This is a genomic window from Pseudomonas sp. SG-MS2 (genome assembly GCF_009933855.1).
GTDB classification, from domain to species: Bacteria; Pseudomonadota; Gammaproteobacteria; order Pseudomonadales; family Pseudomonadaceae; genus Aquipseudomonas; species Aquipseudomonas putida_E.
In genome coordinates this window covers 26,768-39,665 of sequence record NZ_MOMO01000062.1, presented here as the reverse complement: position 1 = coordinate 39,665, position 12,898 = coordinate 26,768, and the positions used below count along the sequence as shown (strand labels likewise).

The window sequence follows — 12,898 nt, the reverse complement described above, 5'->3', positions numbered from 1 at the left end:
GAATGAAAAATGGTGCAAACCTCAGAGCCTCTGCTGTTTGCACCATTGCACAGGTGAAACTCGACGTCTTACTTCGAGTCTGGACCGTAGATGTCAAAGTTGAAGTACTTGTCCTGGATCTGCTTGTACTTGCCGTTTGCACGGATCGCGTCGATGGCCTTGTTGATACGCTCGCGGTTGGCATCGTCACCTTTGCGCACGGCGATGCCGATGCCGTCACCGAAGTATTTCGCGTCGGTGAACGAAGGGCCAACGAAGGCAAAGCCCTTGCCGGCGTCGGTTTTCAGGAAACCGTCTTCCAGCAGGGTGGCATCAGCCACGGTGCCGTCGAGGCGGCCAGCGGCCACGTCGAGGTAGATTTCGTTCTGGGTGCCGTACGGAACCACGGTGGCACCTTTGGCGCCCAGCACTTCCTTGGCGAAGCGGTCGTGGATCGAGCCGCGCTGCACGCCGATCTTCTTGCCTTTGAGTTCATCCAGGCTGTCGCTGACGGTAGCGCCGTCCTTCATCACCAGGCGCGCTGGGGTCAGGTAGTAGCGCTTGGTGAAATCGACCGATTTCTTGCGGTCATCGGTAATCGACATGGACGACAGGATGGCGTCGATCTTGCGCACCTTCAGCGCCGGGATCAGGCCGTCGAACTCCTGCTCGACCCAGGTGCACTTGGCTTTCATCTCTTCACACAGGGCGTTGCCGATGTCGTAGTCGAAACCGGCGATGCTGCCGTCGGGCTGCTTGAAGGCGAAGGGTGGGTAGGCCGCTTCGATACCGATTTTCAACGGTTTTTCATCAGCCTGCGACACCAGGGAAAACACGGAAAGCGCCAGGGCGCCAAGCAGTGCGAGCTTCTTCATCAGGTAACTCCATCGGTACGGGGCATTACAAGGCAGGAGTAACAACTGCCCGATATGCGAATGGGTACAACGCGAGCCGCGCAGGGTTCGACCAAGGTCGCAGACCACGAGCGAGTGAGTGGCATTTTAACGACAGCCCGGTAGTCGATATTTCTTCAAAGCGACAACTACTTACAGAAGCGCTTGAAACGGCAGCGGGCGAGGTTGACAGCCTTTGCAAGATATGCAAGAGCGCAAGGAAAATAACCTTTAGAACTAGCAATTACTGGGCCTATTATTGGCAAAGCCTTGTACGACGGCAAGTGTAGCTTGCTGCACGGCAAAAAATGGCGCCATAAACGCACCGAAACGGGTCATGAGTGTTCCCGCTCGCCCCGCAGCTGTGCGTAATCGGTGACAGAAGAGTTACCGATGAATGTCGGGTAACAGTAAAGCAAAAACCCCGCCGGTTGCCCGTGCGGGGTTTTCGTTTGAAGCAGGACTGCCCCGCAGTCCCGCTCATTTCATCAGGCCGACGCCAGGTTCATTGCCTTGTGGGTATCAATCAAATGCTGCACCACGCCCGGGTCGGCCAGGGTGGAGATATCACCTAGCGAGCCGTATTCCGCCGTGGCGATCTTGCGAAGGATACGTCGCATGATCTTGCCCGAGCGCGTCTTCGGCAGCCCAGGTGCCCACTGGATAACATCCGGCGAGGCAATCGGGCCGATCTCCTTGCGCACCCAGTTCTTCAGTTCCATGCGCAACTGCTCGCTGGGCTCCACGCCGGCATTGAGGGTCACGTACACATAGATGCCCTGCCCTTTGATATCGTGCGGCACCCCCACCACCGCAGCCTCGGCCACTTTGGCATGGGCGACCATGGCGCTTTCGATCTCTGCGGTACCCATACGGTGGCCGGAAACGTTGAGCACGTCATCCACCCGGCCCGTGATCCAGTAGTAGCCATCCTCGTCACGGCGCGCGCCGTCACCGGTGAAGTACATGCCGCGGAACGTCTTGAAGTAGGTATCGACGAAGCGGTCATGATCGCCATACAGCGAGCGAGACTGGCCCGGCCAGGAATCGAGGATCACCAGGTTGCCCTCGGCGGCACCATCGATCAGGTTGCCCAGGTTGTCCACCAGCGCCGGCACCACACCAAAGAACGGACGGGTCGCAGAACCCGGCTTGAGGCCCGTGGCGCCCGGCAGCGGGCTGATCAGGATGCCGCCGGTCTCGGTCTGCCACCAGGTGTCGACGATCGGGCAACGCTCCTTGCCGACGGTCTTGTAGTACCAGTTCCAGGCCTCAGGGTTGATCGGCTCACCGACCGAACCCAGCAGGCGCAGGCTCGAGCCGTCGGCACCCTCAACGGCCGCCTGCCCTTCGGCCATCATGGCGCGAATCGCTGTAGGTGCGGTGTAGAGGATGTTGACCTTGTGCTTGTCGACGATCTTCGACACCCGGGTAATGTCCGGGTAGTTAGGTACGCCCTCGAACAGTAGCGTGGTCGCACCGTTGGCCAGCGGCCCGTAGACGATGTAGCTGTGGCCGGTGACCCAACCGACGTCAGCGGTGCACCAGTAGACCTCGCCGGGGCGGTAGTCGAATACGCGTTCGTGGGTCAGCGCGGCGTACACCAGGTAACCACCGGTGGTGTGCAGCACGCCCTTGGGCTTGCCGGTGGAGCCGGAGGTATAAAGAATGAACAGCGCCTCCTCGGCACCCATTTCCTTTGGCGCGCAATGGCTGGAGGCCACCTTCATCAGGTCTTCGTACCAGATGTCTCGGTGCTGGTGCCAGGCGATGTCACCACCGGTGCGCTTGCACACGATGATTTTTTGCACGCTGCTGGTTTCAGGGTTGGTCAGCGCCAGGTCCACGTTGGCCTTGAGCGGAGTACGGCGGCCACCGCGCAAACCTTCGTCGGCGGTAATCACCACCTTGGACTTGCAATCGATGATGCGCCCGGCCAGCGCTTCGGGCGAGAAGCCGCCAAACACCACCGAGTGAATCGCACCGATGCGGGCACAGGCCAGCATGGCAACCACGGCCTCAGGGATCATCGGCATGTAGATGGTCACTACATCCCCACGGTGCACGTCCTGCCCGCGCAGGGCGTTGGCGAATTTGCAGACCTGCTCGTGCAGTTCGCGATAGGTAATGTTGCGGTGTTCGGAAGGGTCGTCACCTTCCCAGATGATTGCCAGTTGGTCGCCGCGCTCTTCGAGGTGGCGGTCCAGGCAGTTGGAGGAGACGTTGAGAGTGCCGTCGGCAAACCACTTGATATCGACATGGTGATCGTCGAAGGAAGTCTGCTTGACCTTGGTGAAAGGCTTGATCCAGTCAATGCGCTGGGCCTGCTCACGCCAGAAGCCGTCCGGGTTGATCACCGATTGCTGGTACATGGCCTTGTAGGTGGCCTCGTCGGTCAGGGTAGTGGCCGCAACCTCGGGACGAACGGGATACAGTGGAGCCGCACTCATCTGTGTTACCTCGGTGTAATAGTTGTTTTTGTATGGAACCGTTTGTAACTGTACCAGAGCGGCAAAAGCCATACGACGATGGTAGTAACGCGACAGGTTGCGCACCTTGTGGACGGCCGGAAAGGCTCTAGGCCGCAGCTGGCAACCCGGCTAGAGGGGAAAGCAAAAGATTTTCCCGGGGGATTGTTACAGTTTCTGTCAAAAGGCGAAAAAACTTTATCAAAACGCCCACTGTTTCCCTTAATTACCGAAGCATAAGATTCACTACGCCAGCAACGGCAAAGGCGATTAACAACTGGTAACAGTCACAGCCCCCACGAAGGCAACTCGTTAATCGCGCGCTAATCCGATAGTTGAAAACTTGGCTGTATTCGCGGTGCCACAAGCGCCGCGCGCCCCCTCACGACCTTAGACAGGTAAATAGAAAATGAAAGCGTTACTGGTATTGGTACTTGGTAGTCTTTGCAGTGCGGCAATGGCCGATGAAGCAAAGGATGCCGAGCAGATTCCGGTTGAACAGTACAGTTATTCGCAGCACCTGGATATCGCCCGCGTCATCTCCATGAGCGAAGTGCCAAACGTGTGCGAAGTCGTGCCGGCCCGCATGACCTACGAGGATTCCAAGGGTCAGAAGCACATTCTCGAATACCGCGTCATGGGTAACGGCTGCTCCAACGGCTGATGAATGATTTGGGCCCTGCGGGGCCCATTCGTCACCCATCCCACGATGAACAGTGTTGAGTTTAATCCACCCGCCACTCCGTCATTCATTCGACTTGCCCAACGAATAATCCCGCAACTTGTTGGCAATGGTTGTATGTGAAACACCCAATCGCTTGCCCAGCGCCCGGCTACTTGGATATTCTCCGATCAGACTTTCCAGTACAGCCTTTTCAAAGCGCCCGACAATCTGCGAAAGATCACCTTCAAGGGTAAATTCACCCAAGGGTTGCCGCACGCCGTAATCCGGCAGGCGGATATGCTCGCCTTTCACTATTCCGCCTTCGCACAGCGATACCGCCTGGAACAATACGTTTTCCAGTTGCCGGACATTGCCCGGCCAATGGTAGTGCGCCAGTTTGTCCATCGCCGCAGGCGCCAGGCGCGGCAGGGCACAACCAATCTGCCGGCTGGCCTGATCGAGAAAGTGCTGCACCAACCCCTCCAGGCCGTCCATGCACTCGCGCAACGGCGGTATGTGCAACGACAACACATTGAGGCGATGGTACAGGTCCTGGCGGAATTCGCCCCGAGCGCACAATTCGGAAAGGTCCACCTGGGTTGCGCAGATCACCCGTACATCCAGGTACACCTCCTCATCACTGCCTACACGACGGAAGCAGCCGTCCTGCAGAAAGCGCAGCAGCTTCACCTGCAGGCGAGGGCTCATCTCCCCCACCCCATCGAGGAACAGTGTCCCACCAGCGGTCAACTCCAGCAGGCCCAGTTTGCCTTCGGCGCGCGCGCCCTCGAACGCACCGGGGCCATAACCGAACAGCTCGGTTTCCGCCATGGACTCTGGCAGGCCGGCACAATTGAGGGCCATCAAAGGCGCCTGCCCCCGCGGGCTGGCCAGGTGGCAGGCACGCGCCAGCAGCTCCTTGCCGGTACCTGTCTCGCCTTCGATCAGCAACGGCGCATCCAGCGGCGCCATGCGCCGCGCCTCACGCACCACCGCCGCCATCACACGCGAGCTTTGGAAGATGCTGTCGAAACCGCGCAGCTCCTGCTTGCGCACGTTATAGATGCGCTCGCCGATGCGGTCGGCACGGTGCAGGGTCAACACCGCGCCAGCCAATGCCTCGCTGTCGTCATGCTCGGACTGCAAAGGTGCGATGTCGGCCAGAAAAATGTCACCTTTGACCTTGACCCGCAGGCCATTGATTCGCGATTTGTTGGCCCGCACCAGTTCCGGCAGGTCGAAGTCCTCGACATAGCGCGCCAATGGGATGCCCGGCACCTCGTCGACCCTCACGCCCAGCAACTGCGCGGCGGTGCGGTTGGCGGCGACGATGCTGCCGCCCATGTCGACCGACAGCACCGGGAAATCCAGCGCCCCCAGCAGCGCGTTGAGCTCCATGTGCCGTCGCTCACTGGGCATCAGGCCGACGCGCTTGACCCCGAAGACCCCGGCGATGGACTCGAATTTCGGGCGTAGAGCCTGGAACTGCAGATTTATCAGGTTCGGGCAATGCAGGTAGATGGCATTGCCATGGTCGCCACCGACCTCACCACGGAGCACGTTGATACCGTACTCCACCAACAGGTTGAGGATGTCGCGAAGGATGCCGATGCGGTTCTGGCAATGCACTTTGATACGCATGAAAGCTCTCGAAGCGGCGAGGTTTTTAAACCGGCCGCATAATATTCGTAAAGAAAAGCTGACAAAAACACAGCAAGGGCCAGCTCGACACACCGAATTTTCCGCGATGCTGCCATGTTTGTAAAATTATCGTTACGAAAAACACCTTGAAACTGCAGTTCAGGCGTTCTGACACCGCGTGCAATCGGGCAGATGAAGGGATATTTCTTAGGTATGTCGTGGACATAACAATAAAAGCCCTCACCAGGAGAGCCACATGAAACAGACGCAATACGTGGCGCGCGAGCCCGATGCGCAAGGCTTCATCGACTACCCGCAGCAAGAGCATGCGGTATGGAACACGCTGATCACCCGCCAGCTGAAAGTCATCGAAGGCCGGGCATGCCAGGAGTACCTGGATGGCATCGATCAGCTCAAGCTGCCCCATGACCGCATTCCGCAACTGGGCGAGATCAACAAAGTGCTGGGCACCACCACCGGTTGGCAGGTTGCCCGTGTGCCGGCACTGATCCCCTTCCAGACCTTCTTCGAGCTGCTGGCCAGCAAACGCTTCCCGGTCGCCACGTTCATCCGCACCCCACAAGAGCTGGATTACCTGCAGGAACCGGACATCTTCCACGAGATCTTCGGCCACTGCCCGCTGCTGACCAACCCCTGGTTCGCCGAGTTCACCCACACCTATGGCAAGCTGGGCCTGGCCGCGACCAAGGAACAGCGCGTGTACCTGGCGCGCCTGTACTGGATGACCATTGAGTTCGGCCTGATGGAGACCGCACAAGGCTGCAAGATCTATGGCGGCGGCATCCTCTCTTCGCCAAAAGAAACCGTCTACAGTCTGTCCGGTGAGCCGGAGCACCAGGCCTTCGACCCGATCGAGGCCATGCGCACCCCCTACCGTATCGACATCCTGCAGCCCCTGTATTTCGTGCTACCGAACCTCAAGCGCCTGTTCGACCTGGCCCACGAAGACATCATGGGCATGGTCCAGCAAGCCATGCAGCTGGGGCTGCATGCGCCGAAGTTTCCACCCAAGGTCGCCGCCTGAGCGACCTTGCCGACAACAACTCGAATCGGAAAACACCTCATGAATGCCTTGAACCAAGCCCACTGCGAAGCCTGCCGCGCCGATGCGCCGAAAGTCACCGACGAGGAACTGGCCGAACTCATCCGCGAGATACCGGACTGGAACATCGAAGTACGTGACGGCCATATGGAGCTGGAGCGCGTGTTCCTGTTCAAGAACTTCAAGCATGCCCTGGCATTCACCAACGCAGTTGGCGAAATCGCTGAAGCCGAAGGCCATCACCCAGGCCTGCTGACCGAATGGGGCAAGGTCACCGTGACTTGGTGGAGCCACTCCATCAAGGGCCTGCACCGCAACGACTTCATCATGTGCGCGCGGACCGACAAGGTTGCCGATACCGCTGAAGGGCGCAAGTAACACGTTGCAAAAGGCCGCTGCGCGCCCTGTTCGCGGGGCGCGCAGCGGCCTTGTTGTGTCAGGAAAATGTCCGGTATCCGCCCGCAAAACCGACAAGCGACCGGGAAAAATTACAAACTGTCATCCAGACTTGTGTATCCTGCCTCAGCTTTGCGAAGCTCCAAACGCGCCTGGCGCAGCCTTTTGACTCACACTTGCGAGGAACGACGAGATGCACGAAATCCCGAATCTTCCCTTCCCAAGCCTGAACCCCGAAGAGCAAACCGTTGCCGCTCACTCCGAACCGGCGCCTGCCGTCGAGGATGGCGACGATCAATCCAGCGCTGACCAGGAATAACCGCGCATCCCCGACTGTGTGAAAACGGCTGACTTTCGGACTACCGCTGTCATCACGTTTTCACACCGTCCAGAACTTCTGCCACGTAGGCCCCCATGCCCGACTCACCGCGCCCCCTTGCGGTCACCCTGCAAGTCGTCTCCATCGTCCTGTTCACCTTCATCGGCTACCTGAACATCGGCATCCCCCTCGCCGTGCTGCCTGGCTACGTGCACAACGACCTGGGCTTCAGCACCGTCGTCGCCGGCTTGGTGATCAGTGTGCAATACCTCGCCACCCTGCTCAGCCGCCCCACAGCCAGCCGCATCATCGACAACCTGGGCAGCAAGAAAGCCGTCATGTATGGCCTCGCCGGTTGCGGCCTGAGTGGTGTTTTCATGCTCGCCTGCGCCTTCCTCACCCACCTGCCTTGGCTGAGCCTGGCCTGCCTGTTGGTCGGCCGCCTGGTACTGGGCAGTGCAGAAAGCCTGGTGGGCTCGGGTTCGATAGGCTGGGGGATTGGCCGGGTCGGCGCTGAAAACACCGCTAAAGTCATCTCCTGGAACGGGATCGCCAGCTATGGTGCGCTGGCCATCGGTGCCCCACTGGGCGTGCTGATGGTAAAGCACCTGGGGCTGTGGAGCATGGGGGTGAGCATCATCCTGCTATGCGCGATAGGCCTGCTGCTGGCATGGCCAAAACGCGCTGCGCCGATTGTCAGCGGCGTGCGTATGCCGTTTCTGCGGGTGCTGGGCAAAGTGTTCCCGCATGGTTCGGGGCTGGCTTTGGGCTCGATCGGCTTTGGCACCATCGCCACCTTCATTACCCTGTACTACGCCAGCCGTGGCTGGGCGAATGCAGCACTGACCCTGAGCCTGTTCGGTGCCAGCTTCATCTGTGCGCGGCTGCTGTTCGGCAATCTCATCAACAGGATTGGCGGGTTCAGGGTGGCGATCGTGTGCTTGTCGGTCGAGACACTGGGCCTGCTGATGCTGTGGCTGGCACCCAGCGCAGAACTCGCCTTGGCCGGAGCGGCGCTCAGTGGCTTCGGCTTCTCACTGGTGTTCCCGGCGCTGGGCGTGGAAGCGGTGAATCAGGTTTCGGCAGCCAACCGCGGGGCGGCGGTGGGGGCATACTCGCTGTTCATCGACCTGTCGCTGGGCATTACCGGGCCACTGGTGGGCGCGGTGGCGTCGGGGTTCGGGTTTGCTTCGATGTTTCTGTTTGCGGCAGCGGCGGCGTGCTGCGGGCTGGTGTTGAGCCTGTACCTGTACCGTCAGGCGCGGCGTTTCAGGCATATTTGAGCGCATGGGGGGGCGCTACGCACCCCTTTCGCGACACGAGGCCGCTCCTACGGGTAACCGCGTACCTCTGCAGGAGCGGTCTTGTTTCAGCGGGCGTACTGCAACACCACTTCCAGCGGATGACGCATCTGCCGCTCGGTCATGCGCTTGACCTGGCTACGGCACGAATAACCGGTTGCCAGGGCCTCGCCCTCCTTGTCCAGCTTGGTCGCCCAGGACTGTTCGAAGATGGTCCGCGACGTCTCCTGGTTACGCGCCTCATGCCCGTAGGTACCGGACATGCCGCAGCACCCCGTGGCCTCGGTCACCAACTTCAGGCCCAGGCGCGCGAACACCTGCTCCCATTGGCGGGTACTGGCCGGCACGTTGGTCTTCTCGGTGCAGTGCGCCATCAGGCGGAAGTTGCCGGGCGCGGCGTGCGCCTGTTCGGGCAGCACATCCATCAGCCATTCCTGGGGCAGCAACACCTTCGGGCAGCCCTCCAGGCCCGGCACCTTCTGGTACTCCTGGCGGTAGACCAGGGTCATGGCAGGGTCCAGGCCCACCAGCGGTACACCACAGTCGGCCAGGGCCTTGAGCTGGGTGGCATTACGGATTGCCGCCTTGGCAAAAGCCCCCAAAAAGCCCTGCACGTGCAGCGGCTTGCCATTGGCACTGTAAGGCGCCAGGAACACGCGGTGGCCCAGGCGATGGGCCAGCTCGATGAAGGCGGCCAGCAGTGGTGTCTCGAAGTAACGGGTGAAGGCATCCTGCACCAGCACGATGCTGCGCTCGCGCTGGGCCGGGGTCAGTTCACGCAGCGCCGGCACACTGGCCACGCCAACCCGGCAGCGCGTGAGGGTGGACTGGAAGTTGAAGCGGCTGATCAGCGGGCTGTCGACCATGCCGACCTTGTCCGCCAACAAACTGCTGACCCACTTCGACCCCATCACCGCGTTGTACAGCCCCGGTGCATGGGCCAGGTAGGGGATGCTGAATTCCAGCGAACCGATCAGGTAATCACGCAGCGGGCGCTGGTAGCGACCGTGGTACAGCTCGAGGAAACGCGAGCGGAAGTCCGGCACATTGACCTTGATCGGGCACTGGCCTGCACATGACTTGCACGCCAGGCAGCCGGCCATGGCGTCGTAGACCTCATGGGAAAAGTCTTCCTGGCCCTGATTGCGTGCACGGTTGTTGCGCAGCCGTGCCGGCAGCCCCTTGAGCCAGGACACCTTGTTGCGCGCCGCAGCCAGCACATCGATGTTCGCCTCACCCTGCAGGCGCAGCCATTCGCGCATCAACGAGGCGCGCCCCTTGGGCGAATGCTGGCGCTCACGGGTAGCCTTCCACGAGGGGCACATGGCGTCATTGGGGTCATAGTTGTAGCAAGCACCATTGCCGTTGCAGTGCACGGCACTGCCGAAGTCCTGCCATACACGCTCGTCGATGGTACGGTCGAGGTCGCCACGCAAGGTTACGCCATCGACCCTGGTCAACCCTTCGGCGCTGCCTGGCGGGGTGCAGATCTTGCCGGGGTTGAGCTGGTTGCGCGGGTCGAAGGCACCTTTGAGCCGCTGCAACGCCGGATACAGCTCACCGAAGTACTCCGGCACATATTCCGAACGCAGCCCTTTGCCATGCTCGCCCCACAGCAGCCCGCCGTAGCGTTTGGTCAACGCCGCCACGGCGTCGGAAATCGGCTTGACCAGTGCCGCCTGGGCGGGGTCTTTCATGTCCAGTGCCGGGCGTACGTGCAGCACGCCGGCGTCGACGTGGCCAAACATGCCGTAGGCCAGGCCATAGCCGTCCAGCAGCGCGCGGAAATCGGCAATGTAGTCGGCCAGTTGCTCCGGCGGCACTGCGGTATCTTCAACGAAAGGTTGCGGGCGCACCTCGCCCTCGACGTTGCCCAACAGGCCCACCGAACGCTTGCGCATGGTGTAGACCCGAGTCACGGCCTCGGCCCCTTCGGCCAGGGTATGGCCCAGGCGCTCGACACTGGTGTCGCGCTGCAGATGGTCGATGAAGGCTTCAACCCGAGCATTGACCTCGGCCGGCTCATCGCCACAGAACTCCACCAGGTTGATACCCAGCGTGGGGCGCTCAGGGTCGGCCGGGAAGTACTCGGCAACGCTGTGCCAGACGATGTCTTTCATCGCCAGCATCAGCACCTTGGAGTCCACCGTCTCGATCGACAGCGGCTTGTGCGCCATCAGCGCATTGGCATCGCGCAGCGCGTCCATGAAGCTGGTGTAGCGGACGTTGACCAGCACGGCATACTTGGGAATCGGCAGCACGTTGAGCTTGGCTTCGACCACATAACCCAACGAACCCTCGGCGCCGCATAGCACACTGTTGAGGTTGAAGCGGCCCTGTTCGTCGCGCAGGTGCGCCAGGTCGTAGCCGGTCAGGCACCGGTTGAGCTTGGGGAAGGTGGTTTCGATCAGCTCGGCCTGGGTTTCCTGAATTTCGCGGGCAGTCCGATAGACCTCACCCACCCGACCGGGCGCAGCACAAGCCTGCTCCAGTGCAGCGTCGTCGATCGGCAGGCTGTGCAGGCGCTCGCCACCGAGCAGCACGCTGTGCAGTTCCAGCACGTGATCGCGGGTCTTGCCGTAGGTGCAACTGCCCTGGCCGCTGGCGTCGGTGTTGATCATGCCGCCAACGGTAGCGCGGTTGGAGGTGGACAGTTCAGGCGCAAAGAACAGCCCGTGCGGCTTGAGCGCGGCATTGAGCTGGTCCTTGACCACGCCAGCCTGCACCCTCACCCAACGCTCCTGGACATTGATTTCGAGGATGGTGTTCATGTGCCGCGACAGGTCGACCACGATACCGTCGGTCAGCGATTGGCCATTGGTGCCGGTGCCGCCACCGCGCGGGGTCAGTTTGACCTGCTGGAAGCGTTCTTCGCCCATCAGCGCGGCCACCCGCGCCACATCGTCGGCGTCCAGCGGGAACACCGCCGCCTGGGGCAGGCGCTGGTAGATGGAGTTGTCGGTAGCCAGCACGGTACGGGTACCGTAATCGGCGCTGATCTGGCCACGGAAGCCGCTGCTGCGCAGGGCTTCGAGGAATTCTGGGTAGGCGGCGGTCGGCGCAGTGGTCGGCAGCTGGGCGATCATCGAAGGATGGCCTCTTGATATGGGCTAATTCACGGGAATCCTGTCGCCCTGGCATGGGTTGAGCCATGCCAGGATGACGAATAGGCCAATGTTCCTGTAGTTTCGCCCCAGGGGCAAACGGATAATCCTGCCGCTATCAATGACTTTTATGAATGAATTACCGCCACCTCACACCCTCCATGTCATTGCTGCTGGCTTTCGAGGCTGCCGCCCGGCATGAAAGCTACACCCGCGCAGCTGCCGAACTGTCCCTGACCCAGAGCGCGGTCAGCCGCCAGGTGCAGGCGCTGGAACAGCAACTCGGGCTGACCCTGTTCCGCCGCGAAGGCCGCCAGGTACAGCTCACCGACGTGGGCCGGCTGTACCAGCGCGAGCTCAGCGAAGCCTTGGGCCGCATCCGCAGCGCCACCTTGCAGGCCCTGGCTTACCAGTCCGGGGTCGGCACGCTGCGCCTGGCCACCTTGCCCACCTTCGGCTCCAAGTGGCTGCTGCCGCGCCTGCATGCCTTCTACAGCGCCCACCCGGGCATGCTGGTGCATATTCATTCGCGGATCGAAGCGATCAACTTCGACACCAGCGAGATCGATGCCGCCATCGGCGTGGCCAGCCATGACCTGCCGGGGCTGATCTGCCATCGGCTGCATGCCGAGGAACTGGTGGTGATCCTGCCACCGCAAGCCAACATCGACGGCCAGGGTTGGGACCCGGCACGTATCAGCGCCGAGGTGCTGCTCAACGTTGCCAACAATCCACATGCCTGGGGCGAGTGGTTTTCACACCATGGTCTGCCGCACCGGGCGATGCGCCTGGGGCCGAGTTTCGAGCTGACGTCACACCTGATCCAGGCGGTACGTGCAGGGATCGGCATCGGCTTGGTGCCGCGGATACTGGTGGACGAGGAGCTGGCCAAGGGCGAGCTGTTCAGCCCTGGTACGGCGTTCGCCAGCCAGCGCAGCTATTACCTGATCTATCCGCCAAGGAACGAAGCGTTGCCCTCGCTGCGGGCGTTTCGTGGCTGGTTGCTCGAGCAGATCTGAGTGCTTTCCTGCGTTCACAGACCCTGTCGCCGGCGAGGCGGCGCATAAAAA

10 protein-coding genes are annotated in these 12,898 nt (G+C 61.2%); 6 read left to right on the top strand and 4 right to left on the bottom strand.

Annotated features, from left to right (window positions below):
• Window positions 1–68: 68 nt before the first annotated feature.
• Both BLX42_RS04600 and acs read right to left on the bottom strand, forming a co-directional pair.
• Window positions 69–854, bottom strand: a complete 786-nt coding sequence (locus BLX42_RS04600; protein ID WP_115274155.1) for an ABC transporter substrate-binding protein — start codon at window positions 852–854, stop codon at window positions 69–71.
• Between the two features lie 506 nt (window positions 855–1,360).
• Window positions 1,361–3,322, bottom strand: a complete 1,962-nt coding sequence (acs, locus tag BLX42_RS04595) for an acetate--CoA ligase (protein WP_161871242.1) — start codon at window positions 3,320–3,322, stop codon at window positions 1,361–1,363.
• 427 nt (window positions 3,323–3,749) lie between these two features.
• Between acs and BLX42_RS04590 the strand changes: the two genes are divergently transcribed.
• A complete protein-coding gene (locus BLX42_RS04590; RefSeq protein ID WP_012315605.1) occupies window positions 3,750–4,004 on the top strand; it encodes a DUF2790 domain-containing protein in 255 nt (84 codons plus the stop codon).
• Window positions 4,005–4,085: 81 nt separating this feature from the next.
• Here the strand turns inward: BLX42_RS04590 and BLX42_RS04585 are convergent, their stop codons facing one another.
• Entirely contained in the window at window positions 4,086–5,645 is a 1,560-nt protein-coding gene (locus BLX42_RS04585) for a sigma-54-dependent phenylalanine hydroxylase transcriptional regulator PhhR (protein WP_046785398.1), read from the bottom strand.
• 256 nt (window positions 5,646–5,901) lie between these two features.
• Here BLX42_RS04585 and phhA point away from each other — a divergent pair, with 256 nt between their 5' ends.
• The 4 genes from phhA (at window position 5,902) to BLX42_RS04570 (ending at window position 8,706) form a co-directional block, all read left to right on the top strand.
• Entirely contained in the window at window positions 5,902–6,690 is a 789-nt protein-coding gene (phhA, locus tag BLX42_RS04580; RefSeq protein WP_046785399.1) for a phenylalanine 4-monooxygenase, read from the top strand.
• Window positions 6,691–6,729: 39 nt separating this feature from the next.
• On the top strand, window positions 6,730–7,086 hold the full coding sequence (locus BLX42_RS04575; protein ID WP_039604830.1) for a 4a-hydroxytetrahydrobiopterin dehydratase: 357 nt from the start codon (window positions 6,730–6,732) through the stop codon (window positions 7,084–7,086).
• 211 nt (window positions 7,087–7,297) lie between these two features.
• The gene (locus tag BLX42_RS26795; RefSeq protein WP_256345817.1) at window positions 7,298–7,423 is read left to right on the top strand and encodes a hypothetical protein; all 126 of its coding nucleotides are present in this window, start codon (window positions 7,298–7,300) and stop codon (window positions 7,421–7,423) included.
• A gap of 95 nt (window positions 7,424–7,518) precedes the next feature.
• On the top strand, window positions 7,519–8,706 hold the full coding sequence (locus tag BLX42_RS04570) for an MFS transporter (protein WP_046785400.1): 1,188 nt from the start codon (window positions 7,519–7,521) through the stop codon (window positions 8,704–8,706).
• A gap of 86 nt (window positions 8,707–8,792) precedes the next feature.
• On the opposite strand, the gene BLX42_RS04565 is transcribed toward BLX42_RS04570, so the two are convergent.
• Window positions 8,793–11,810, bottom strand: a complete 3,018-nt coding sequence (locus BLX42_RS04565; RefSeq protein ID WP_119687583.1) for an FAD-binding and (Fe-S)-binding domain-containing protein — start codon at window positions 11,808–11,810, stop codon at window positions 8,793–8,795.
• Between the two features lie 152 nt (window positions 11,811–11,962).
• Between BLX42_RS04565 and BLX42_RS04560 the strand changes: the two genes are divergently transcribed.
• Entirely contained in the window at window positions 11,963–12,847 is an 885-nt protein-coding gene (locus BLX42_RS04560; protein WP_046785402.1) for a LysR substrate-binding domain-containing protein, read from the top strand.
• The last annotated feature ends 51 nt before the right edge of the window (window positions 12,848–12,898 follow it).